The following is a 22,416-nucleotide window of genomic DNA, read 5'->3' as shown; positions in this document are numbered from 1 at the left end:
CGTCTATCTAACCCAGCTGCAACGCGAGCGAAAATTGAAAGTTTCCGCGTCTTGCCATAGACACTGTCTATGATCGACCAGTACCTCCTGCGTTATTTCCTGGCCGTCGCGGAAACCGGCAGCTTCAGCCGCGCGGCCAAACGGGTGAGTGTTACGCAGCCCACCCTGTCCTCCGGCATCGCCAAGCTGGAGCGCGAACTGGGCGCGCGCCTGTTCGACCGTGACCGCCAAGGCGTGGCCCTGACCCCCGCAGGCAGCCGCTTCCTGGTCCGGGCAAGGCGCATCGCGGCGGAATACGAACACGCACTGGTCGAACTGAGCGAGGTTACCGACCCCACCCTGCTGCGCATCGGTGTGCTGAACACCATCCCCGCCCGCTTCGTGGAAGACTGGCTCACCCGCCACCGCGCGCTGGGTTCAGGCGAAGCGCTGGAAATTCTTGACGGCGCCGAACGCGACATTACCGAACGCCTTGAGCGGGGCCGCATAGACATCGCCCTCACGGTAATCCGCCCGCATCACACACGGTTTCATCCCGAGGTTCTCGCCCGCGAACGCTATATGATGGTGCTGCCGCCGGGCCACCCGCTTGCCGGCGAAACCGAGGTCCAGGCCGAGCAGCTCGCCCGCGACCGCATGGCGCTGCGCCGTCACTGTGAAGCCTTGCCGGAGATCAACCGCTTCTTCGTGGAACACGGCGTCCGCCCGCGCTTCGTCCTCAAGACCACCAGCGACGAACGCGTACTGGCGGTGGTGCGCAGCGGCGCCGGGATCGGCATGATGCCGGAATGCTTCGCTTCCGGCCCCGAGCGGTTCGTACCGGTGCGGGACTTCGAACTGGCGCGGGAGGTGGGGTTACTGCACGCAGGCGAAGGGGCCGTAGTGCAGGGACTTTCCAGCCCGTTTGTCGGGCTTTTGAGGGCGCATTATCGGAAAGGGTGAAGACCTGGGGCCATTGCCCCAGACCCCTTTTATGTCGAGGCTGCGCTTGCAGCGTTGTCACTGCGCCCACTCATCGGCGGGAGACAATAGCCTGCGGCAGCAAGGCGTGCACGCCGCTGGTGCAAGCGCTACGCCGACAGTTCCGGGGTCTGGGGCAATGGCCCCAGAACTTCCCCTTCACCGTATCCCTCAGTTCGCCAGCAGATGCTCCTCGGCGATCTTCGCCTTCCAGTGCTGCGGCGCGAGGGTGTGGACGTTGTTCCCCCCGGAATCGACTGCCACCGTTACCGGCATATCCTCGACGGTGAACTCGTAGATCGCTTCCATGCCGAGGTCTTCGAAGCCCACGACCTTGGCTTCCTTGATCGCACGCGAAACAAGGTACGCCGCGCCTCCGACCGCCATCAGGTAGGCCGACTTGTGCTCGGCGATGGACTGGGTTGCAGCCGGACCGCGCTCGGACTTGCCGATGGTGGCGAGCAGGCCAGTGCCCAGCATCATGTCCATGAACTTGTCCATGCGCGTGGCAGTGGTGGGGCCGGCGGGGCCGACGGCTTCGTCGCGCACCGGATCGACCGGGCCGACGTAGTAGATCACGCGTCCGGCGAACTCGACGGGCAATTCCTCGCCCTTCGCCAGCATGTCCTGGATACGCTTGTGCGCGGCGTCGCGGCCGGTCAGCATCTTGCCGTTGAGGAGGAGGCGGTCGCCCTGCTTCCAGCCCTGCACCTCTTCAGAGGTCAGCGTGTCGAGATTGACCTTCTTGGCGGCCTTGTCGGGCTTCCAGTGCACCTGCGGCCACTCGTCCAGCTTCGGGGTTTCTAGGAAGCTCGGGCCCGAACCGTCGAGGGCGAAGTGCGCGTGGCGGGTAGCGGCGCAGTTGGGGATCATCGCGACGGGCTTGCCGGCGGCGTGGCACGGCCAGTCAAGGATCTTGACGTCGAGGATCGTGGCAAGGCCGCCGAGGCCCTGCGCGCCGATGCCCAGTGCGTTGACCTTGTCGAAGATCTCGATGCGCAGCGCCTCGATGTCGTTCTGGGGGCCGCGCTGCTTGAGCTGCGCCATGTCGATCGGCTCCATCAGGCTCTGCTTGGCCAGCTTGACGCAGTGTTCGGCGGTGCCGCCGATGCCGATGCCCAGCATGCCCGGCGGGCACCAGCCGGCACCCATCTGGGGCAGCATCTCGACCACCCAGTCAACGATGGAATCGCTGGGATTCATCATCTTGAACTTGGACTTGTTCTCGGACCCGCCGCCCTTGGCCGCGACGTCGACCGAGATCTTCGAACCCGGCACCATCTCCACCGAGAGTACGCAGGGCGTGTTGTCCTTGGTGTTGCGGCGGGTGAAGGCAGGGTCGGCCAGCACCGAGGCGCGCAGCTTGTTCTCCGGGTGGTTGTAGGCCCGGCGCACACCTTCATCGACCACGTCCTGAAGCGACTTGTCGGATTCGAGGCGGCAGTTCTGGCCCCACTCGATGAAGACGTTGACGATGCCGGTGTCCTGGCAGATCGGCCGGTGGCCTTCCGCGCACATGCGGCTGTTGGTCAGGATCTGCGCGATGGCATCCTTGGCGGCCGGGCCGACTTCGGCGTCGTAGGCGTCGCCCAGCGCGCGGATGTAGTCCATCGGATGGTAGTAGCTGATGTATTGCAGCGCGTCGGCGACGGAATCGATCAGGTCTTCTTCGCGGATGGTTACCATATCTGTCATGGAATTTTCGCTCCCGGTTCTGGCGGATAACGTGAATTTGCCGGTGCCATAGGCCGCGAGGGGCCTATCGTCAAAGCGCTTGATCTGATCGACCGGCGTATACGCAAATGGCTTGGCCTGACCGGCGGCTTCGCCTAGAAGCGCGCTATTAGTGCCGTCTTCGCAAGGCTTCGATGCCCAACGCGCCAGCCGGATCTGCGAACGAATTAGGGAACTGCACCTGATGACCTTGACCGAGGAACGGTCGGCACCGACCGGCGCCGCCATCTCCGTAGCGCGCCGCGCGATGATCTCCAGCCAGCTGCGTACCAGCGGCGTGAACGAGCCCTGGGTGCTCGAAGCCATGGCCGGCATCGCGCGGGAGGACTTCGTGCCTGCCTCCATGCGGGATGCCGCCTATATCGACCGCGCGATCCCGCTAGGCGAAGGCCGCTTCCTGGCCGCGCCGCTGGTCCACGGCCGCATGCTTGCCGAAGCCGAACCTGCCAAGACCGACAAGGTCCTGCTGGTGGGTGATGGCGCGGGCTATCTTGCCGCGCTGCTGCGTCCGCTGGCCGGTTCGGTCGACGCCGTTGCTCCCGCCGATGCCGCCAATGCCGGTGAGGGCGGTTACTCGCTCGTCGTCATCGACGGCGCGGCCGAAGTCCTACCAGAAGCGCTCGGCGCCCGTCTCGTCGACGGCGGCCGTATCGTCACCGGCCTGGTGGAACGCGGCGTCACCCGCCTTGCCGCTGGCCGCAAGGCTGCCGGCGCGGTTTCGCTGCTGCCGCTCGCCGAAATGGGCATTCCGGTTCTGACGGAATTTGCAGCGCCCAAACGCTGGAGCTTCTGAGCATGGCCCGGTTCGCGAAGCGTGCCGGGCTGCTCGCAGGGGGATGTCTGATACTGACGGCCGGCTCACCTGCGTGGGCCGATACCCTTCGCGACGCGCTGGTCATTGCATATCAGTCCAACCCCACACTCGAATCGGCGCGGGCCCAGCAGCGCGCCAATGACGAGAACGTGCCCATTGCGCGCGCCGCCGGCCTGCCGTCGGCCAGTGCGAGCGGGACCTACACGGAATTCCTGAAGCAGAGCGAGAATTCGTTCAACGCCCCGTCGCGCACCGTGAACGCGGGCGCGGATCTGGGCGTACCGATCTATTCGGGCGGCGCGGTGAAGAACCGCGTCAAAGCCGCCAAGATCCGCGTCGAAGCCGGCCAGGCCGACCTGCGCGGGACGGAAAGTTCGCTGTTCTCCTCCGTGGTCGCGGCCTACATGGACGTGATCCGCACCGAGGCGATCGTCGGGCTGAACCGCAAGAACGTGAGCGTGCTGCAGACCAACCTGCAGGCCACCGGCGACCGTTTCGAGATCGGCGACCTTACCCGCACCGACGTCGCCCAATCGCAGTCACGCCTCGCCGTTGCGCAAAGCGACCTGCGCACCGCAGAGGCGAACCTCGCCGCGGCGCGCGAAACCTATATCCGCCTCGTCGGTACGGCACCCCAGGCACTCGAAGCCCCGCCGCCGCTCCCCAACCTTCCCGCAACCGCGGATGACGCGGCTGCCATCGCGCTCGATTCCAATCCCGACCTGATCGGCGCGCGCGAACGCACCAAAGCAGCGGACAAGGACATCGACGTGGCAGGGGCAGGGCGCCTTCCCACGGTCAGGCTGTTCGCACAGGGCTCCTATAACAACTATCTGGGCACGCTGGCACGCGGCGTTCCCAGTTCGGGGGTATCGCAAACCGATACCTCGGCGCAGGCCGGCGCCCAGCTTTCGATCCCGATTTTCCAAGGCGGCCTTCCTGCCGCGCAGCGCCGGCAGGCCACGGCCACCGCCTCCGCTGCGCTGGAGCAGGAAATCGCCACCGAACGCGATGTGATCGCCCAGGTGCGGTCCGCCTATACCTCGTACATCGCCTCGAACGACCTGATTCGCTCGTCGCAGGTAGCCGTGGATGCTGCCGGGCTCAGCCTTGAGGGAGTTAAGGCGGAGAATTCGGTCGGCAACCGCACGATCCTCGATATCCTCAACGCCGAACAGGAACTGCTCAATGCGCAGGTCCAGCTGGTGACCGCCCGGCGCAATGCCTACGTCGCCGGCTTCACCCTGCTGGCCGCGATGGGCCGGGGCGAAGCGCGCGACCTAAACCTCGATGGCGGCACGCTCTACGATCCCGACCTCAACTACCGGCGTGTGCGCGGCAGGTTCAATGACTGGGACAACGATCCCGCTCCGGTCGCCCGCTCCACCCGTACTACCGGCACCCCGGCGCAGGACGGCGAAATCCCGGCATCGCAGGAACCTTAAAGCCGGATTCACGAAAAAATCCTGATTCGGCAAAAGGACTTGTGCGCGCCGGGTTTTCGTAGGAAATCCAGTCTACTTGAAATCAACCGGCGTGCATCGGGACGCCAACGGGGACGAATTCGCAATGCGGCAGAACGGTGAACCTTCGGTCGAGGAGATCCTCCAGTCGATCAAGCAGGTCATCGCGCGCGATACCCTTGCGGATCCGCGTCCTGCCCGCCCCTTGCGCGATAACGCGATCGAAGCCCTCCTCGGGTCCACCCCCTTCACAGACGATGACGACGTGCTGGAACTGCAGGAAGCCGCACAGCTGCCTTCGCAGGCCCCGGACGACAGTGAAGAATCTCCGCTGATCCAGCCCGGTGCGCGCAATTCCATGCGCGAATCGCTGGCCGCGCTCGCCATGCTGTCCGAACCCGGCGCCCAGCCGCAAATCGTCCGCTCCGGCGAAACCTCGCTCGAAGCGTTGACCCGCGAACTTCTGCGCCCGGCGCTGGCGGAATGGCTGGACAAGAACCTGCCGCCGATGGTCGAGCGCCTCGTCGCCGCCGAAATCGCGCGGATCGTCGGCAAAAAGGGCTGATCGGGGCCGCGCTCAATCAGGGGCCGGGCTGGACCTTGGCCCCCGCGCTCCCTACCTTTCGGCTCATGCCAAAGCCCGATCCCGCGCTGCTCGACCCTGCGCGTTACCCGTTTTCCTGCACCATCGAGCCGCGCTTCGGCGATCTCGATATCAACCTGCACATCAACAACGTGGCGATAGCCGGTCTTCTCGAAGACGGGCGCGTGCGATTCCACCGTGCCAGCGGATACCGCGATGCCCTGACCGGCCTGTCTTCGATGATCGCCAGCATCGCCATCGAATATCTGGGCGAGGGCCATTACCCCGATCCGGTGACGATCCACAGCGCCGTCGAGGATACCGGCCGCTCCAGCCACCGTCTTGTCCAACTGCTCATGCAGGAGAAGCGCGTGGTCGCCTTTGCCCGCAGCGTCATGGTGATCGTCGGCAAGGACGGACCCGTCCCTCTCCCCGCCTCTTTCGCGGACCAGATAGACCAATGGAGGCTGAGGCCATGAGCACCCACGCCGCAGGACACCGCGAAATCGAGAAGGCGCAAAATGCGCTGGCCAAGACCGGCGGCGACAGCATCCAGCGCCACATCTTCATCTGCGCGGAACCGCAAAAGGGCGAGTGCTGCTCACCCGAAGCAGGCCAGGCCGCCTGGAAGTACCTGAAGAAGCGCCTGAAACAACTCGGCCTCGACGGCCCCAAGTCATCCAACGGGGGCGGCGTGGCGCGCACCAAGGCGGATTGCCTGCGCATCTGTTTCGCCGGACCGATCGCGGTCGTCTGGCCCGACGGCGTCTGGTATCATTCATGCAACGAGGAAGCGCTGGAAAAGATCATCCAGCAGCACCTCATCGGCGGCCAGCCGGTAGAGGAATATCGCCTGCATCCGAAGCCAGGCTGAAAAGCCCTACTTTCCGGTGCTCTCATCCTCAAGTGGATCCACAACCGCGTCGTCGTGACCGCTTCCGCTCGACAGGAATACCAGCCCCATCAGCGCCGAGGCCAGCAGCATCGTGAAACCCACGCCCAGCGCGGCCGCGATGTAGAAATGGACCGATACCATCCCGTTCGAACGATAGAGCAGGATCGCCGAACCCGCGACAAGGCCCACGGTGACGGCCATCATCCAACCCATGATGCGCCGGTAACGCGCCCAGGCATGGGCCGCCCTGGCCGGATCGTCGAGAGGGGAGCGCCGTGTCATGCCGCCCCATTTGGCCCCGCCGCCCCGCGCCCGCAAGCAAATCATGGCTGGCGGCGGCGCGGGCCTGTGATACTCTTCTCCCGGGGCGATCGGTAAAAAGCAGGGGCCCTTTGCAAATAGGGAGACCAAGACGATGACCATTGGTCGTATTATCGAAGGCCGCACCGCTGTCGTTACCTGCGACATCGCCACCACCGTACGCGAAGCCGTGGCGATCCTCGCAGAGCGGCGCATCGGCGCCGTTCCGGTGATGGAAAACAGCGAGATCGCCGGCATTTTCTCGGAACGCGATGTGATCTACCGGCTCAGCGAAATCGGCGCCGGCGTTCTCGACATGCCGCTGGGCCACATCATGACCGCCTCGCCGGTGACGGTGGAACCCGATACCTCGGTAATCGCGGCGCTGTCGCTGATGACCCGCCGCCGCATTCGCCACCTTCCGGTGCTGAGCGGCGCGGACATGATCGGCTTCGTCTCGATCGGCGATCTTGTGAAGCACCGGATCGACATGATCGAGCACGAGGCCGCCGCGATGCGGGACTACATCCAGACGGCCTGACCGGCGCCATTTCACGGCCCCTGATTTCAGGGCGCCTATATTGACCGCGCCGCTGCTTGCCGCAGGGGCTGTGCGCGCCTACATCGTGGGCATGGAACAGCACAGCCTGACACTCAGCCCCTCGGCGGCCGCGCGCGTTGCCGCGATCGCCAGCAAGCAGGGCAAGCCCGCCATCCTGCGCCTCGCCGTAGAAGGCGGCGGCTGCTCGGGCTTCCAGTATAAATTCGGCCTCGCCGATGCCCCGGAAGGCGACGATAGCGTCACCGAAACAGACGGCGTGCGCCTCGTCGTCGATGCCGTCAGCCTCGATCTTGTCGCCGGCTGCGTCGTCGATTTCGTCGAGTCGCTGGGCGGCGCCGCCTTCAAGGTCGAAAATCCCAATGCAGCGGCAGGCTGCGGTTGCGGGTCCAGCTTCTCGGTATGAGAATCTCGACGTACAACATCAACGGGGTCAAGGCGCGCCTGCCCCGCCTGCTCGAATGGCTTGAAGAAACCCGTCCCGCTGTCGCCTGCCTGCAGGAGATCAAGACGCAGGACGAAGGCTTCCCGATGGCCGAGTTCGAGAAGCTGGGATACAAAGGCATCTGGCACGGCCAGAAGGGCTTCAACGGCGTCGCCATCCTGGCAGACGGCGAAGCGCCGGTGGAAATCCAGCGCGGCCTTGAGGGCGAACCTGAGGACGAACACTCCCGCTACCTCGAAGCGGACGTCTTCGGTATTCGGGTCGTGTGCATCTACCTACCCAACGGCAACCCGCTGCCGGGCCCCAAGTTCGACTACAAACTGCGCTGGATGGAACGCCTGCGCCGCCGCATGGATGCGATCAAGGCCCAGGAAGTGCCCGCAATCATTACTGGCGACTACAACGTCATCCCCACCGACCGCGACATCTGGGCGCCGCCCGCGATGGCCGCAGACGCCCTGATGCAGCCGCAATCGCGCGATGCGTATTTTCGCCTGCTCGGCGATGGGTGGACGGATGCTCTTGCCACCCACAACCCGCGCGGCGGGGTGTGGACGTACTGGGATTATCAGGCAGGCGCGTGGCAACGCGACCACGGCTTTCGCATCGACCACTCGCTGCTCTCGCCTGAACTGGCGGATCGTCTGGTGGCCTGCGGCGTGGACAAGGAACATCGCGGCCGGGAAAAGGCCAGCGATCATGCTCCGGTCTGGGTAGAACTCAGCCAGTAATCTGGAAGGGAAGGGTCTGGGGCAATGGCCCCAGGTCTCCTTCGCTGCGCTAACAAATCAGCGATAGAAAACGTGATTGTCGACCCGCGCCAGACGGGTCAGGCGCCAATTGGGCGAAACCCGCGTGGCGTGGAAGAACAGCGCGCCCTTTGCCGGGCTTTTCCAGCTGCCTTCGTCGGCGATCTGCGCCACGGCAACGGCTTCGCGCCAGCTCATCGAGCCTTCGCGAACGGAAGGCATCGAACGTCCGCGCACAAACGAGAACTGCGAGGGCTGATACACCACGCCGCAATAGCTGGTGGGGAAGCGGCCCGACTTCGAACGATTGACGATCACGCGGCCCACGGCGAGCCTGCCTTCGAGGGTTTCACCGCGCGCTTCGAAATAGATCGCGCCGGCGAGGCAACGCATTTCGTTCGACATGTCATCCGGCATCGACTGCTGCGATACCAGTTCCTGAAGCGAATCTGCGTCGGGAGAAATGTCGGTCCCGTCGGTTTCCTCGGCGCCGTCTTCGGCGGGGAGGGCCTGGACCATAGGCCGGGAAACGAATTCCACGGCGGGCTTCTGTTCAGTCAGTATCGGAATCAAGTCCGATGCCGCTGCGCCCGAGCCCTGGGCGCTCAACAGTGCGGTCAATACCGTTGCGGCCAGCGCCATGACGCCCGCCCATTCAACCTTGGTTCGCATTTAATCATATCAACGGCGGTGAACCGATCCGACACAGGCTGGAACGGAATGCCGTATTCGGGCGTTCTGATTCCGTTGAGCCTGCCGACGATTCCCCGTCTGCGTGCTAGCCGGGCGACCGAAGTGCCGCCCTTGCCGCTTTCGCGTTTGCGAGGGCGGCCATTAACTTGCATGGCGTGCAAGTCAACCTTGTTCGGCTTCTCCGCCGATGAAGCGTTCGCCCTTCGCGACGTCAAGTTCCACGATCCACATATCGGGGTCCTGTGCCTTGCGCCGGTCCAGGTAGTCCTGAAACGCGAAAGGGTCCTGCGAATCCTGAGTCCGCGAGCAGCGCCATGGGCGAGTCCCGTCCAGTTCCGGCATCCGTTCGAACAGACGGGAAGCCGCGCCGTTGTGGGCAAGGACGACAAGGATCGTCCCGGCGTCGCGCTCACCCTTTGCCAGAACCGCCGCGAAGCCGCCTTCGGCGTTGACCTGTCGAATAAGGGCGGAAACTTCGAGATGTGCGGGAAGCCGCGCGTCCATCGGTTTAGCCCGAAACCGGCGGAATCGAGTATCCGGGCAGGCTGGACAGCGCAATTCGCGAGCGCATGAACGTGGCGGTGCCGCGCCCGCATTCGTCTCCGTCCTCATCCAGGAGCCAGGATTCGGCCACCAGAACCCGGCGGCGACCGCTTACCCACCGGCCTTCAGCCACGATGCGGCCGCCCTTTATGGGCTTGCTGAGGTGCATGTTGAACGAGGTGGTGAGCAGGAACCGATCGGTGACGTGGGTGTTGGCGGCATAAAAGGCCGCATCATCGAGCATCTTGAAATAGATCGTGCCATGTGCCGCGCCAGCGGCGTGGAAGCAATCCGGTTCGACCAGAAAGGTGATGCGCGAGAGGCCCTCGCCGGTGATTTCCAGCGAGGAACGGAACATTTGGTTGATCGGGGCAGAGGCGTAGAGGCTTTCGAGAGCCCGCCAGTGCAATCCCGCGCCGGCAGTCCCCGAAACATCTTCGAGGCTACCGGGAGCCGTCAGGTCATGCGGCATCGCGGTCGATAACATTGCTCAGGAGGCCGTATAGCGCCTCGGGACCGGGAGCGGCCATCAGGGCCTCGCGCATGCGTTCGTCCCGCATCATGCGCGAGATCGCGGCCAGGGCGTGGAGGTGCGTGGCCCCTGCACCCTCGGGAGAGAGCAGGCCGAACACGAGGTCCACAGGCATGCCATCGGCGGAATCGAACTCGACCGGGGATTCCAGGCGCATGAATGCAGCCACCGGACGGCCCAGTCCCGGCATTCGGGCATGAGGGATGGCGATGCGGCGGCCGAAGCCGGTGCTGCCCAATTCTTCACGCTCGGCGACGCGCGCCAGCACGGCCTTATGGTCGAGACCATAAACCGCCGCGAACTGGGCCGCGAGCCTATCCAAAATTACGTTCTTGCTGTCCGCGGCCACCGTAATCACGGCGTCGGGAAGCAGTGCAAAAAGCCCACTCATTGCGATTCTGATACTAGAGTTTGACCGGTTTCCAAAGCTGAATACCCCTAAAAACCCCCGGCGAACCGGGGGTTTTTCTTCTTCTCCTCAGAGATCAGAAGCGGTTACGTCAAAGAGACGTAAATCCCGGGCACCAATCCTGGAACCTCAGTGTGGTTCGACCCAGCCAATCGAACCGTCGCCACGGCGGTAAACCATATTATGGCGTCCCGTTCCAGCGTTTTTGAAAAATAACGCCGTAGTATTACGCAAGTCGAGCATCATTACCGCGTCGGAAACGGTGGCTTCGGGAACATCGACGCGTGTCTCGGCGATGACCACAGGTGCGTCGACTTCAAGTTCCTCGTCTTCCTCGGTCCGAGATTCCTCGAAGATGATGTAGGCGGCTTCCTCGACCGATGCGGTGTGGGCTGCCTGTTCGTGACGATCGGTCAGGCGGCGCTTGTAGCGGCGCAGTTGCTTGTCGATCTTTTCGGCCGACTGGTCGAACGAGATGTGCGCGTCCTGCGCGCTGCCCGTGCCCTTGAGGACGAGGTTCTGCATCACATGCATGATGATGTCACAGCGGAAAGCGCCCGCAGGGGCCTTGCTGAAAGTGACGTGCGAGGACAGCGCCCGGCTGAAATACTTCTCGATGATCGCCGTGAGCCGTTCGTTGGCGTGGACCTGAAGGGCCTCGCCGGTTTCGACCTGGTGACCGGAGACGCGGATATCCATGGGCGTATTCTCCTTTTTAGAGTTCAGGCACCCCAGAGCGGGGTATCGACCGACTTGAGAAACCCTGCGTGAGCAATGAGTTCCTCGTCGGAAGCCGCGTGGGGACGCGGCTGACGGAATATACGGTCCTTCGTGTTGAGAACCTTGATTTCCGTCACGATCTTGGTGGTTTCGGCAACGAGTTCGAGGCCGATCTGACGGCCTCCGCGAAGCTCGACATAAACTTGGGCCAGCAATTCGGCATCTAGCAGGGCGCCGTGCTTGGTGCGGTGGCTACGGTCGATCCCGTAGCGCGAACACAGTGCATCGAGCGACAGCTTCGCACCCGGATGGCGCACCTTGGCGAGCGCTACGGTATCGACCATCCGGTCCCGGCTGACGATCGGCATGCTGCACAGCGCCAGCTCGGCATTGATGAAGTTGAAGTCGAAATTGGCGTTGTGCGCGATCATCGGGCTGTCCTCGATGAAGTCGAGGAAATCCTGCGCCGAAGCTGCGAACAGCGGCTTGTCGGCGAGGAAGGAATCGGACAGTCCGTGAACCGCCTCGGCCTCAGCCGGCATTGAACGCTGGGGGTTGAAATAGGCGTGGTAGGACTGCCCCGTTGCCACGCGATTGATCATTTCGATGCAGCCGATTTCCACCATTCTATCCCCGTTTTTCGGGTCAAATCCGGTCGTTTCGGTATCGAAGATGATCTCTCTCATCCCTCTCCATATCTGCCTCGTCTCACCCGAGTGCAAGGGCCTGAGGGGGATTATTACATTCGGGTCAGCGCCCGCACGATACCGGCCACCTGTTCTCGCGTTTCCTCGAGCGAAATTCCGGTGTCGATGACATGATCGGCGCGGGCGCGCTTTTCCGCGTCGGGAACTTGAAGTCCTAGAATCTGCTCGAATTTTTCCGACGTCATGCCGGGGCGGGCCAGTACGCGGGCGCGCTGTACATCGGCCGGGGCGGAGACCACCGCGACAGCGTCCAGCCCCTGGTCACCGCCCTTTTCATAGAGCAGCGGGATGTCGAATGCGACCAGAGGCGCCTGCGCATTTTCGCGTAGAAAATCACCGCGCATGGCTGCCACTGCGGGGTGAACGATTCGCTCCAGCTGGCTGAGCCTGTCCTTGTCGCCGAAGACAGCGGCGCCCAGCTTCGGGCGATCTACTCCGCCAGGCCCGGTGGTGCCGGGGAAGGCTTCCTCGATAAGCGGCAGCAGCGCGCCGCCCGGGCCTTGCAACTGGTGCACGGCGGCATCGGCATCAAACACCGGCACGCCCAACTCGCGCAGCATCCCGGCAACGGTAGACTTACCCATGCCGATCGAGCCAGTGAGACCGAGGATCTTCGTCACGAACCGAGTATTTCGCGCAGTGCCGCATCGCGCTCGCGCGGAGGCTTCGCGCCAAAGAAGCGGGTGAAAGCGCTGTCTGCCTGGCCGATCAGCATCGACAGGCCATCGACCGTCTCGAACCCGGCGGCGCGGGCGGTTTGCAGGAAATCGGTGTCCAGCGGATTGGTGACGATGTCATAAACCACGCTGCGCGGCGGCGCGTGGCTAAAATCGAAGGGCAGGGGCGGCTGACCGGCCATCCCCAGCGGGCTGGCATTGATGATGAGGTCGAAGCACTGCTCGCGGTCATCGAAAGCGAAATCGGTGGGATCGGCAAAATGGCTGAGGCCGATTGCGTGGTGTTCGCCGTTCGGTGCGAGTTCGTCGAGCATCGCGCGCGCCTTGGCCGGATCGCGCCCGGCGAGGACGATCACGAACTTCGCATCGGCCAGCGCCGCCACGATTGCCCGCGCCGCGCCGCCGGTGCCCAACACCCGTGCCATGCGGAACAGGTGAATCTTGTCGACTTCCTCCTGAATCGGTTCGAGGAAGCCCGGAGCATCGGTGTTGTAGCCGGTGAGGGTGCCGTCCGCTTCGCGCACCACGGTGTTCACGGCGCCGATCCGCTCTGCCAGCGGATCGAGCCGGTCGAGCAGCGGTATGATTGCCAGCTTATGCGGCATCGTCACGTTGCAGCCGCGCCATTGCGGATCGCTGCGACGCTGGGCAAGATAGTCGCCCAAGGCTTCCACGCTGACCTGGTGGTGGTCGTAGCGGCCGGGAAGACCCAGTTCCGCCAGCCAGAAATTGTGGATCGCCGGTGATTTCGACTGCGCGATCGGATCGCCGATCACTTCGGCATAAATAGTCATCGCGCCATCACTCCCAGGTTGCGCAGCGCCGACTGCACCATGAGCAGCGGCATGCCAAGGATGGTGAAGTAATCTCCGTCGATACGCTCGAACAATTGCACGCCGCGCGCCTCGATGCGGAATACGCCAACGCAGGCGGCGACTTCGGGCCATTCGGCATCGAGGTAGCTCTCGATGAAATCATCCGAAAGCGGCGCGACGTGAAGCTGCGCCAATGCGGTGTCCGCCCAGAGGACTTCGCCGTCCCGCACCAGCGCGGCGGCGCTGTGCAGTTCCATCACTTTGCCCGAGAAAAAGCGCAAATGTGCGGCGGCATCGGCGCGGCTTGCAGGCTTGTCGAACCGCCGGCCTTCCACCGAAACGAGCGAGTCGCTGCCCAGCACGATTTCGCCCGATGTTTCACGTGAAACAACTTCGGCCTTGGCGCTGGCAAGAGCGAGCGCCACCTGCGCGGGGGGTGCGTCAGCCAGCGTCGCTTCAAGCGCGCGCTCGTCGATGTGGGCAGGCTGGGCGCGGAAAGCGATTCCGGCAGCTTCGAGCATGGCGCGCCGAGAGGCGCTCTGGGATGCGAGAACGATCATGGGGATTTTTTCCGTAAGTGCGCGTCAGATCGGTTTGGGGCCGACCTGTCCGGTTTCGCCGGCGGCCTTGCGCTCGTTGTAGAGGTTGATGACCGCTGCGGCGGTTTCCTCGATCGAGCGGCGGGTAACGTCGATCACCGGCCATGAGTTGTCGGCGAACATACGCCGGGCATATTTGAGTTCGCTGTCCACGGCATCGTTGTCGACATAATCCGTGTCGGGCGACTGGCTGAGCGACAGCAGGCGGTTGCGCCTGATCTGGATCAGCCGGTCGGGCGCGGTGGTCAATCCCACCACCAGCGGGCGCCGCAAATCGAACAGCGACGGCGGAGGCGGGCTTTCAACCACGATCGGGATATTGGCGACCTTGTAACCGCGATTGGCGAGGTAGATCGAAGTCGGCGTCTTGCTGGTACGCGAAACGCCCGCCAGCACGATGTCGGCCTCCTCCCATTCCTCCCACAGGATGCCGTCGTCATGCGCGATGGTGAACTGGATCGCATCGACGCGCGCGAAGTAGGCGTCGTCAAGCCGGTGCTGGCGGCCGGGGCGGCCCTTGGCTTCCTGACCGAGCAGGGCTTCGAGCGCATCGGTCACCCCGTCGAGCACTGCGATGGCGGGCAGGCCCAGCGATTGGCAGCGTTCTTCCAGTCGGCCGCGGGTTTCTTCGTTCACCAGTGTGAAGAAGACGAGGCCCGGGTTCGCCGCGATCTCGCCCATGATCCGGTCGAGGTGCTGCTGCGAGCGCACCATCGGCCAGAAATGGCGCAGAACGTCGGAATCGTCGAACTGCGCAAGCGCAGCCTTGGCGATCATTTCCAGCGTTTCGCCGGTGGAATCGGACAGCAGATGGAGGTGGAATCGCGCCATGGTCGGCTTTCGCTGGCCCTTCTTGCGGGCACTGTGGACCAGCGCCGTGCCTTGTGGATATGTTCCGGCATAAACCACGGGAGCAATCCGGTGACAACTCGCAGGCGCCGATTCCTGCCCGCTAACGGGATTCAACGAGTCAGGATGTGGACAGCCGGGCCGTTTCCATCAACACCCTGTGGAGAAGGCGAACAAACCTTCGTTGACTCAACGAAGGCTGAGAGTCGCATGAACCGCTAGGGCCTGTTCATCGGGGTACAAATCGGGCAATGCGCAGCCGTCCCCGATATCCACAGGACCAACTACTCCCATCAACCTTATATAAATTCTCTATATTTTTTTGATTGGACGAAAACGCGATGCCCGGCCTGCTTCTCGACACCCTGCGCGGAACCGTTTCCAGCAGCGATTCAAACGGCGATTCAGCACCGCGCCCGATCTGGCTGATGCGCCAGGCAGGGCGCTATCTTCCGGAGTACCGCGAACTGCGCGCGGAAAAGGGCGGATTTCTCGCACTGGTCTACGATACCGAAGCTGCGGCCGAGATCACCTTGCAGCCGATTCAGCGTTTCGGTTTCGACGGCGCGATTCTGTTTTCCGACATCCTGATCGTGCCTTACGCGATGGGGCAGGACCTTCAGTTTCTCGCGGGCGAAGGGCCCAGACTCAGCCCCAAACTGGTCGATCACGCGCTTGAAAGCCTTGTCGCGGTGCCTGAAAGGCTGTCTCCGATCTACGACACCGTGCGCAAGGTTCGTAGCCAGCTCGCGGCCGACAAGACCATGCTGGGGTTCGCCGGCTCGCCCTGGACGGTCGCGACGTATATGGTCGCAGGCGAGGGCAGCCGCGATCAGCATGACACGCGTGCTATGGCTTACCGCGATCCCGGCGCGTTCCAGGCGATCATCGATGCCGTGACCGAAGTTACCGTCGAATACCTGTGCGGCCAGATTCAGGCGGGCGCCGAAGCCGTGCAGCTTTTCGATTCGTGGGCCGGCAGCCTTTCGCCTTCGCAATTCGAGCGTTGGGTGATCGCGCCCAACGCAAAAATCGCCGCTGCCGTGAAGGCGCGCCATCCCGAGACTCCGATCATCGGCTTTCCAAAGGGTGCAGGCGAAAAGCTGCCTGCCTATGCCCGCGAGACTGGCGTGGATGCAGTCGGCATCGATGAGACGATCGACCCCCTCTGGGCTATGCGCGAGCTTCCGGAAGGGCTACCGGTGCAGGGCAATCTTGATCCGCTGCTCCTGCTTTCAGGCGGGGCGGAACTGGAAAGCGGAGCGCTTGCGGTACTTGAGGCTTTCGCGGATCGTCCCCACGTCTTCAACCTCGGCCACGGTATCGGCCAATTCACGCCGATCGCCCATGTCGAGCAGCTGCTGTCCATCGTGCGCGGTTGGCGCGGCTGAGATAATTTGGCAGCTGACCGGCAGGCCCAAGGCACGCTAGAAGAGGTTTCATGGAGCAGATTTTGTCCACCACTTACCTGTGGCTGAAGGCCGGTCACGTTATCTTCGTGATCTTCTGGATGGCCGGGCTGTTCATGCTGCCGCGCTATTTCGTCTACCATCAGGAATCCGAGCCGGGCTCGGCCGAGGAACTGCGCTGGATCGACCGTGAGGCGAAGCTGCGCAAGATCATCCTGACACCCTCGATGATCGCCGTCTGGGTGCTGGGCCTGCTTACCGCCAGCGCCATCGGCGCCTGGGGCGAGGGCTGGCTCCACGTCAAGCTGCTGTTCGTGCTTGGCCTTTCGGGCTATCACGGCTGGCTCGTGGCCTATTCGAAGAAACTGGCCAAGGGTGAGCGTCCGCTGACCGGCAAGAAGCTGCGCCTGCTTAACGAAGTGCCCGGCCTTGCCGCTGCGGTCATTGTCATTCTGGTGGTCGTCAAGCCTTTCTAGGAAGGCTTTCGGGAGTCTAGCGAATGATCTTCCTCCTTGCCGCCGCCGCCGCTCTCACCGGGCTTCCCAAGGCAGACGAGGACGATCTGCGGTGCCTCGCCTATCTTTCCGTTGCCGCCGGCAAGGTTGACGGTGACCAGCGGCGCAAAGTCGATGGGGGGGCGCTCTACTACTTCGGCCGGATTGAATCGCGGTCTCCGCAGCTGGACATCGGGGCGCAGCTGGAGAAAATCCTCCACGCGCCAGGCTATGGCCCGGAAACATACCAGGCAGACAAGGCCCGCTGTCACGGGCAACTGGATCCCCTCGCCACCCGCTTCGATGCTTGGCGAGGCCGCTACGAGGGCGGTGAATAGGCGGCGCAGGACAGTCTGCAGCCGTCTTTCCGTCCGCCTCGCTCACAAACCATTCGGCAGATTGTTTCGTTGACCGCTGCGCAGGCAGCGATTATCGCGATTCCTGTTCCGGCACAGGGGACGCCGCTTTCGTTGGCGTGCCCGGATCTGCTTTCCCCAAGCCCATTGATCCGCCGGCCGATACTCCAATTTCCATTCGGAAACCAAAATGCATCTTAAAGAACTCAAGAAAAAATCATCGGCCGAGCTGGTCGAAATGGCCGAGGAACTGGGCGTCGAAGGCGCATCCACCCTGCGCCGCCAGGACCTGATCTTCGCGATCCTCAAGGAAGTGTCCGAGGACGGCGAGGAAATCGTTGGCCAGGGCACGATCGAAGTGCTGACCGACGGGTTCGGCTTCCTGCGCAGCCCCGAGGCGAACTATCTCGCCGGCCCGGACGACATCTACGTCTCTCCCAACCAGGTCCGTAAATGGGGCCTGCGTACCGGCGATACCGTCGAAGGCGAAATCCGCGCCCCGCGCGACGGCGAACGCTACTTCGCGATCACCAAGCTGGTCACCGTCAACTTCGACGATCCCGACGCCGTGCGTCACCGCGTCAACTTCGACAACCTGACGCCGCTCTATCCCGATCAGCGCCTGAAGCTCGACTGCCTCGACCCCACGGTGAAGGACAAGTCGGCCCGCGTGATCGATCTCATCTCGCCGCAGGGCAAGGGCCAGCGCGCGCTGATCGTCGCGCCGCCGCGTACGGGTAAAACCGTCCTGCTGCAGAACATGGCTAAGGCCATCACCGACAACCATCCCGAGGTGTTCCTCCTCGTCCTGCTCGTCGATGAGCGCCCGGAGGAAGTCACCGACATGCAGCGCAGCGTGAAGGGCGAGGTCATCTCCTCCACCTTCGACGAACCCGCGCAGCGCCACGTCCAGGTCGCTGAAATGGTGATCGAGAAGGCTAAGCGCCTCGTCGAGCACAAGCGCGACGTGGTCATCCTGCTTGACTCGATCACGCGCCTTGGCCGTGCCTACAACACCGTGGTGCCTTCGTCGGGCAAGGTGCTGACCGGCGGTGTCGATGCCAACGCCCTGCAGCGCCCCAAGCGCTTCTTCGGCGCTGCGCGCAACATCGAGGAAGGCGGCTCGCTTTCGATCATCGCGACCGCGCTGATCGATACCGGCAGCCGCATGGACGAAGTCATCTTCGAAGAATTCAAGGGCACCGGTAACTCGGAAATCGTCCTCGATCGCAAGGTTTCGGACAAGCGCATCTTCCCGGCGCTGGACGTCGGCAAGTCCGGCACCCGCAAGGAAGAACTGCTCGTACCGCGCGATCAGCTTTCGAAGATGTGGGTCCTGCGCCGCATCCTCATGCAGATGGGCACAGTCGATGCGATGGAATTCCTGCTCGACAAGATGAAGGATTCCAAGAGCAACGAGGACTTCTTCGCCACCATGAACCAGTAAGGCTGGATCTGGCGGCATAGACGCAAAACGGAGCGCCGGCAGAAATGCCGGCGTTTCTTTTTTGGTGAGAAGGGGAAGATCTGGGGCCATCGCCCCAGGCCCCGAAACTGTCGTCGCTGCACGTGCATCGACGTAGTTTTATGTCGCATCGTTCCGGACGACGTCTTGCCGCCGGAGGCTAAAAATGTCTTCCGGCGACAAGTACGTGCGATGTCGAAGCTGCACGCGTTACCTCGACGTTAAGGGGTCTGGGGCGATGGCCCCAGGTCTTCCCCTTCAACCTCTTCAGGGCAACAACACCGTAGACCCGGTAGTAGCCCGGCCCTCCAACGCCCGGTGCGCTTCTGCCGCATCCGACAAGGCAAACGTCTGCCCGATCTTCGGATCGAGCACGCCCGAGGCAATCCGGTCGAACAGCTTCTTCGCATTCGTCGCCAGCATTTCCGGCGTGGCGATGTAGTCCGCCAGCGTAGGCCGTGTTGCGTAAAGCGAGCCGCCACGCATCAGGTCCAGCACTGTTATCGGCGGCACGGCGCCTGAGGCATTGCCGTAGCTCACCATGAACCCACGCTTCGCCAGGCATGCCACCGAGGCGTCCCATGACGCTGCGCCGACGCCGTCATAGGCGACGTGGCACATGGCTCCGCCGGTGATTTCCCGCACTGCTGCGGGCAGGTCCTCGAACGAGCAGCAGAGCGAATGTTCGCCGGGAACCTGCGCGGCCTTTCCCGGCGAGCCGGAGTGAGCGATCACCGTCACGCCCTTGTCGAGCAGCCACGGCACCAGCAACGAGCCGACACCGCCTGCGGCCGAGTGGACCAGGGCCACGTCGCCTGCCTTTGCCGGGAAGGTATCTTCGGCAAGGTAGCAGGCGGTCAGGCCCTTTAGCATCACGGCGGCGGCGATTTCGGCTGCGATGCCTTCGGGAATGCGCATGGCCTTGGCGGCGGGGATCACGCGGTGGGTGGCATAGGCACCGCCGTTCTGCGTGGTGCCTACGCGCATTCCAATGGCGAGGGTATCAACGCCTTCGCCGATAGCGACGATGCGCCCCACACTTTCCGAGCCGAGGCTGATCGGCAGCGCGTCGGGGTAGAGGCCCTTGCGATAGTAAGTGTCGATGAAGTTGAGGCCGACGGCCTCGGTCTCGATCAGGACTTCGCCGGCACCGGGGGAGGGCACCGTGAAGTCTTCGCGTTCGATCACTTCAGGCCCGCCGTGGCTGCGCACGATCATCCGGTATCCGCTGGTCATGGGCTTGTCCTTCAGCCGACGTTCTCGGCGAAGAACGCCTCGGTGCGCCCGTCCGCCAGTTCGGCACCGGCTTCGTCGCGGCGAGCGCCGATCTCGGCGGCGAAGCCGTGGTCGAGGCCTTCGTAATCGTGCAGCGTGACGCGTGGATGATCGTCCAAGCCTTCATGCATGGCCTTCTGCGTGGCAGCATCGACGAAGTGGTCGGCGGTGGGAATGTGCAGCATGAGCGGGCGCGAGATCGCATGCTTTTCGCCGAGCATCTGATCGATCATCACGCCGTAGTAGCCCACCGAGGCGTCGATATCGGTGCGCGCGGCAGCCATGTAGGCGATCTTGCCGCCCATGCAGAAGCCGACGAAGCCGACTTTCGCCACGCCTTCTTCGCGGCGGATCCAGTGGATTACCGCTTCGATATCCCGGATACCCAGGTCGAAATCGTGCGCCATCATGTGATCCAGCGCCTGCTGCATCTCTGCTTCGATATAGGGGCTGAGTTCAATGCCCGGCTTCTGGCGCCAGAAGCTGTCCGGGGCGACGGCAAGGTAGCCCTTGGCGGCCCAGTCGTCGGCTTTCTTGCGGATGCCCGCGTCGACACCGAAGATCTCCTGCTGGACGATGATCGCGCCGCGCGGGGTGCCTTCGGGGCGTGCCACGTAGGCCGGGATCATGGCGTCGGCGCCCATTGTGGGGATTTCGGTGTTGGTGGTCATACGACTCTCCAGATTTCGCTTGGCGGGAGTTAGGCAGTTGCAATGGACTTTGCCAAGCGCATGTGTCAGCTATGCTGCGAAAATCCAGCGGGAGGAGGCCGGGATGAAGGTCAATGTCGAGGTCGAATGCTCCCCTGAGGAAGCCCGGCGTTTTCTTGGTCTACCCGATGTCACCCGGGCCAATGATGTTTACGTGGATGCCCTGACGAAGGCGATGCAGGGCGCCGGTAACTTCGACCAGCTCAACGAGCTAACCAAGCAGATCGCACCGATGGGCCAGTTCGGGCTCAAGATGTTCCAGCAGCTGATGGAAAGCGGCATGGGCATGGCGATGAGCGGCGCCGGCAAGCCCGCCAAGAAGAGCGGCGACTGATCACAGCTGGGCCGCTTCATACAGCGGCCCTATTGATCCTCTCATGACCGATACGATCTTCGCGCTCTCCAGCGGTTCGCCGCCTGCTGCCATTGCCGTTGTCCGGCTGAGCGGACCTCATGCGGCTGCGGCTTTGTCGGCGCTCGCCGGAAGCCTGCCGGAGCCCCGCCGCGCCAGTTACCGGACCTTGCGTGTTCCACGTGGAACAGTGCTCGACCGGGCGCTAGTGCTATGGTTCCCCGGGCCCCGTACCGCGACGGGTGAGGATCTGGCGGAACTGCATTTACACGGGGGCAGGGCAGTCGTCGCAGCGGTGGAAACGGCGCTGTCCGATCTGCCGGGAATGCGCCGCGCACAGCCGGGCGAGTTTACCCGCCGCGCCTTCGCCAATGGTCAGATCGACTTGTCCGAAGCGGAAGGGCTTGCCGATCTCCTCTCTGCCGAAACCGAGCTGCAGCGGCGCAGTGCGATCGCGATGGCAGGCGGTGCCTTCTCTGAGCAGGTGAAAGACTGGCGCGGCAGGGTCCTGACATCGTCGGCGGCGGTGGAGGCCGTGCTGGATTTCGGGGACGAGGATGACGTGTCCGATCTTCCACCCGACTTCGCGCTGCGTATCGAAGCGCTGGCCGATGAACTTTCAGACTGGCTTTCGCGCCCCCGCGCAGAGGCCTTGCGCGAAGGCTACCGGGTGGTGCTGGCCGGTCCGCCCAACGCGGGCAAGAGCACTCTGTTCAACGCGCTGGTTGAGGACGAGGCGGCGATCACCGCTCCGCTTGCAGGCACTACGCGCGATGTGCTGACTCGGGCCGTGGCTATCGAGGGTATGCCTTTCCTCTTTGCCGACACCGCCGGGCTTCGCGACGAGACGACCGACGTGATTGAGGCTATCGGTATCGACCGAGCACGCGCTGCGCTGGACCGGGCCGATCTTGTCCTTTGGCTTGGCGCCGAGGGTGATGGCCCGGATGATAGTTGGGAAATCGCCGCTCAGGTCGACCGGAGCGAGGGAGCCGGCAAGGTGGCCTCGCGCCATGCCGTGTCGGCAGTGACGGGTGAGGGGCTTGACGCATTGCGCCGTGATCTCGTCAAGACAGCCCGCCAAGCGATGCCGCGCCCTGGTGATGCCGCGCTTAATGCCAGGCAGCATGGCCTTCTGGCGGAGGCGGAGATTTCTTTGCGGGCCGGACTGGCAGAGCGCGACCCGTTGCTGGTGGCGGAGTGCCTTCGCCGGGTTCGAGTATCGTTTGACGCCCTGATCGGCCGTGCGACGACCGAGGACATGCTCGATACGCTATTCGGACGCTTTTGCATCGGAAAATAAACCGTG

At 63.6% G+C, this 22,416-nt stretch carries 29 protein-coding genes; 15 read left to right on the top strand and 14 right to left on the bottom strand.

The window, feature by feature from the left end; genetic code table 11:
- Positions 1-69 precede the first annotated feature (69 nt).
- Positions 70-942 carry a LysR family transcriptional regulator gene (locus TQ38_RS00730; RefSeq protein WP_043974207.1) on the top strand — a complete coding sequence of 291 codons (873 nt, stop codon included), beginning with the start codon at positions 70-72 and terminating at the stop codon, positions 940-942.
- A 189-nt stretch (positions 943-1,131) separates the two neighbouring features.
- Here TQ38_RS00730 and TQ38_RS00725 read toward each other — a convergent pair whose 3' ends face one another.
- Positions 1,132-2,655 carry a fumarate hydratase gene (locus tag TQ38_RS00725; protein WP_043974576.1) on the bottom strand — a complete coding sequence of 508 codons (1,524 nt, stop codon included), beginning with the start codon at positions 2,653-2,655 and terminating at the stop codon, positions 1,132-1,134.
- A gap of 223 nt (positions 2,656-2,878) precedes the next feature.
- Here TQ38_RS00725 and TQ38_RS00720 point away from each other — a divergent pair, with 223 nt between their 5' ends.
- The 5 genes from TQ38_RS00720 to TQ38_RS00700 all read left to right on the top strand — a co-directional run bounded on the left by TQ38_RS00720 (position 2,879) and on the right by TQ38_RS00700 (position 6,428).
- Positions 2,879-3,487, top strand: coding sequence for a protein-L-isoaspartate O-methyltransferase (locus tag TQ38_RS00720; protein ID WP_043974209.1), 609 nt, complete (start codon positions 2,879-2,881; stop codon positions 3,485-3,487).
- Positions 3,488-3,489: 2 nt separating this feature from the next.
- Positions 3,490-4,953 (top strand): TolC family outer membrane protein, encoded by a 1,464-nt coding sequence (locus TQ38_RS00715; RefSeq protein ID WP_043974213.1) that lies wholly within the window; start codon positions 3,490-3,492, stop codon positions 4,951-4,953.
- Between the two features lie 124 nt (positions 4,954-5,077).
- A complete protein-coding gene (locus tag TQ38_RS00710; RefSeq protein WP_043974578.1) occupies positions 5,078-5,536 on the top strand; it encodes a DUF2497 domain-containing protein in 459 nt (152 codons plus the stop codon).
- A 65-nt stretch (positions 5,537-5,601) separates the two neighbouring features.
- Positions 5,602-6,033, top strand: a complete 432-nt coding sequence (locus tag TQ38_RS00705; protein ID WP_113941866.1) for a thioesterase family protein — start codon at positions 5,602-5,604, stop codon at positions 6,031-6,033.
- On the top strand, positions 6,030-6,428 hold the full coding sequence (locus TQ38_RS00700) for a ferredoxin (protein ID WP_043974219.1): 399 nt from the start codon (positions 6,030-6,032) through the stop codon (positions 6,426-6,428). The genes TQ38_RS00705 and TQ38_RS00700 overlap by 4 nt, the downstream gene beginning before the upstream one ends.
- 6 nt (positions 6,429-6,434) lie before the next feature.
- Here the strand turns inward: TQ38_RS00700 and TQ38_RS00695 are convergent, their stop codons facing one another.
- A complete protein-coding gene (locus TQ38_RS00695; protein ID WP_043974580.1) occupies positions 6,435-6,731 on the bottom strand; it encodes a hypothetical protein in 297 nt (98 codons plus the stop codon).
- Between the two features lie 133 nt (positions 6,732-6,864).
- On the opposite strand from TQ38_RS00695, the gene TQ38_RS00690 reads away from it, so the two are divergent.
- From TQ38_RS00690 to xth, 3 genes are all read left to right on the top strand, one after another.
- A complete protein-coding gene (locus TQ38_RS00690; protein ID WP_043974221.1) occupies positions 6,865-7,290 on the top strand; it encodes a CBS domain-containing protein in 426 nt (141 codons plus the stop codon).
- A gap of 91 nt (positions 7,291-7,381) precedes the next feature.
- Positions 7,382-7,714 (top strand): iron-sulfur cluster assembly accessory protein, encoded by a 333-nt coding sequence (locus TQ38_RS00685; RefSeq protein WP_043974583.1) that lies wholly within the window; start codon positions 7,382-7,384, stop codon positions 7,712-7,714.
- Positions 7,711-8,484: an exodeoxyribonuclease III gene (xth, locus tag TQ38_RS00680; RefSeq protein ID WP_043974225.1), complete on the top strand. Its 774-nt coding sequence runs from the start codon at positions 7,711-7,713 to the stop codon at positions 8,482-8,484. Before TQ38_RS00685 ends, xth begins: the two co-directional genes overlap by 4 nt.
- Before the next feature lie 57 nt (positions 8,485-8,541).
- On the opposite strand, the gene TQ38_RS00675 is transcribed toward xth, so the two are convergent.
- The 10 genes from TQ38_RS00675 to TQ38_RS00630 form a co-directional block, all read right to left on the bottom strand.
- Positions 8,542-9,174, bottom strand: coding sequence for a cell wall hydrolase (locus TQ38_RS00675; RefSeq protein ID WP_043974228.1), 633 nt, complete (start codon positions 9,172-9,174; stop codon positions 8,542-8,544).
- Positions 9,175-9,357: 183 nt separating this feature from the next.
- Positions 9,358-9,699, bottom strand: a complete 342-nt coding sequence (locus TQ38_RS00670) for a DUF1491 family protein (protein WP_043974232.1) — start codon at positions 9,697-9,699, stop codon at positions 9,358-9,360.
- A gap of 4 nt (positions 9,700-9,703) precedes the next feature.
- The gene (locus tag TQ38_RS00665) at positions 9,704-10,210 is read right to left on the bottom strand and encodes a PaaI family thioesterase (RefSeq protein ID WP_043974234.1); all 507 of its coding nucleotides are present in this window, start codon (positions 10,208-10,210) and stop codon (positions 9,704-9,706) included.
- Positions 10,200-10,661, bottom strand: coding sequence for a PTS sugar transporter subunit IIA (locus TQ38_RS00660; RefSeq protein ID WP_043974237.1), 462 nt, complete (start codon positions 10,659-10,661; stop codon positions 10,200-10,202). The genes TQ38_RS00665 and TQ38_RS00660 overlap by 11 nt, the downstream gene beginning before the upstream one ends.
- A 147-nt stretch (positions 10,662-10,808) precedes the next feature.
- The gene (hpf, locus tag TQ38_RS00655; RefSeq protein WP_043974240.1) at positions 10,809-11,378 is read right to left on the bottom strand and encodes a ribosome hibernation-promoting factor, HPF/YfiA family; all 570 of its coding nucleotides are present in this window, start codon (positions 11,376-11,378) and stop codon (positions 10,809-10,811) included.
- Between the two features lie 23 nt (positions 11,379-11,401).
- Positions 11,402-12,085: a DNA polymerase III subunit epsilon gene (gene dnaQ / locus TQ38_RS00650; protein ID WP_043974246.1), complete on the bottom strand. Its 684-nt coding sequence runs from the start codon at positions 12,083-12,085 to the stop codon at positions 11,402-11,404.
- A gap of 53 nt (positions 12,086-12,138) precedes the next feature.
- The gene (gene coaE, locus TQ38_RS00645; RefSeq protein ID WP_082057621.1) at positions 12,139-12,726 is read right to left on the bottom strand and encodes a dephospho-CoA kinase; all 588 of its coding nucleotides are present in this window, start codon (positions 12,724-12,726) and stop codon (positions 12,139-12,141) included.
- Entirely contained in the window at positions 12,723-13,577 is an 855-nt protein-coding gene (gene aroE, locus TQ38_RS00640; protein WP_043974248.1) for a shikimate dehydrogenase, read from the bottom strand. The genes coaE and aroE overlap by 4 nt, the downstream gene beginning before the upstream one ends.
- Entirely contained in the window at positions 13,574-14,158 is a 585-nt protein-coding gene (locus TQ38_RS00635; RefSeq protein ID WP_043974251.1) for a nucleoside triphosphate pyrophosphatase, read from the bottom strand. Before TQ38_RS00635 ends, aroE begins: the two co-directional genes overlap by 4 nt.
- Before the next feature lie 24 nt (positions 14,159-14,182).
- The gene (locus TQ38_RS00630) at positions 14,183-15,028 is read right to left on the bottom strand and encodes a pyruvate, water dikinase regulatory protein (RefSeq protein ID WP_043974255.1); all 846 of its coding nucleotides are present in this window, start codon (positions 15,026-15,028) and stop codon (positions 14,183-14,185) included.
- A gap of 359 nt (positions 15,029-15,387) precedes the next feature.
- On the opposite strand from TQ38_RS00630, the gene hemE reads away from it, so the two are divergent.
- The 4 genes from hemE to rho all read left to right on the top strand — a co-directional run bounded on the left by hemE (position 15,388) and on the right by rho (position 18,752).
- Entirely contained in the window at positions 15,388-16,437 is a 1,050-nt protein-coding gene (hemE, locus tag TQ38_RS00625; RefSeq protein WP_043974258.1) for a uroporphyrinogen decarboxylase, read from the top strand.
- A 50-nt stretch (positions 16,438-16,487) separates the two neighbouring features.
- Positions 16,488-16,931 carry a CopD family protein gene (locus TQ38_RS00620; RefSeq protein ID WP_043974261.1) on the top strand — a complete coding sequence of 148 codons (444 nt, stop codon included), beginning with the start codon at positions 16,488-16,490 and terminating at the stop codon, positions 16,929-16,931.
- 23 nt (positions 16,932-16,954) lie between these two features.
- Entirely contained in the window at positions 16,955-17,287 is a 333-nt protein-coding gene (locus TQ38_RS00615; protein WP_043974264.1) for a hypothetical protein, read from the top strand.
- A 208-nt stretch (positions 17,288-17,495) separates the two neighbouring features.
- Entirely contained in the window at positions 17,496-18,752 is a 1,257-nt protein-coding gene (gene rho, locus TQ38_RS00610) for a transcription termination factor Rho (protein WP_043974266.1), read from the top strand.
- Between the two features lie 285 nt (positions 18,753-19,037).
- On the opposite strand, the gene TQ38_RS00605 is transcribed toward rho, so the two are convergent.
- Positions 19,038-20,006, bottom strand: a complete 969-nt coding sequence (locus tag TQ38_RS00605; RefSeq protein ID WP_043974269.1) for a quinone oxidoreductase — start codon at positions 20,004-20,006, stop codon at positions 19,038-19,040.
- A gap of 11 nt (positions 20,007-20,017) precedes the next feature.
- Positions 20,018-20,716 carry a dienelactone hydrolase family protein gene (locus TQ38_RS00600; RefSeq protein WP_043974272.1) on the bottom strand — a complete coding sequence of 233 codons (699 nt, stop codon included), beginning with the start codon at positions 20,714-20,716 and terminating at the stop codon, positions 20,018-20,020.
- A gap of 103 nt (positions 20,717-20,819) precedes the next feature.
- On the opposite strand from TQ38_RS00600, the gene TQ38_RS00595 reads away from it, so the two are divergent.
- Positions 20,820-21,089: a DUF6489 family protein gene (locus TQ38_RS00595; RefSeq protein WP_043974275.1), complete on the top strand. Its 270-nt coding sequence runs from the start codon at positions 20,820-20,822 to the stop codon at positions 21,087-21,089.
- 43 nt (positions 21,090-21,132) lie between these two features.
- Positions 21,133-22,410, top strand: coding sequence for a tRNA uridine-5-carboxymethylaminomethyl(34) synthesis GTPase MnmE (mnmE, locus tag TQ38_RS00590; RefSeq protein ID WP_043974278.1), 1,278 nt, complete (start codon positions 21,133-21,135; stop codon positions 22,408-22,410).
- Positions 22,411-22,416: the final 6 nt, after the last annotated feature.

Origin of the sequence: Novosphingobium sp. P6W, from assembly GCF_000876675.2 — a bacterium.
Classification (GTDB): domain Bacteria; phylum Pseudomonadota; class Alphaproteobacteria; order Sphingomonadales; family Sphingomonadaceae; genus Novosphingobium.
This window is presented reverse-complemented; position numbering and strand designations above follow the sequence as displayed.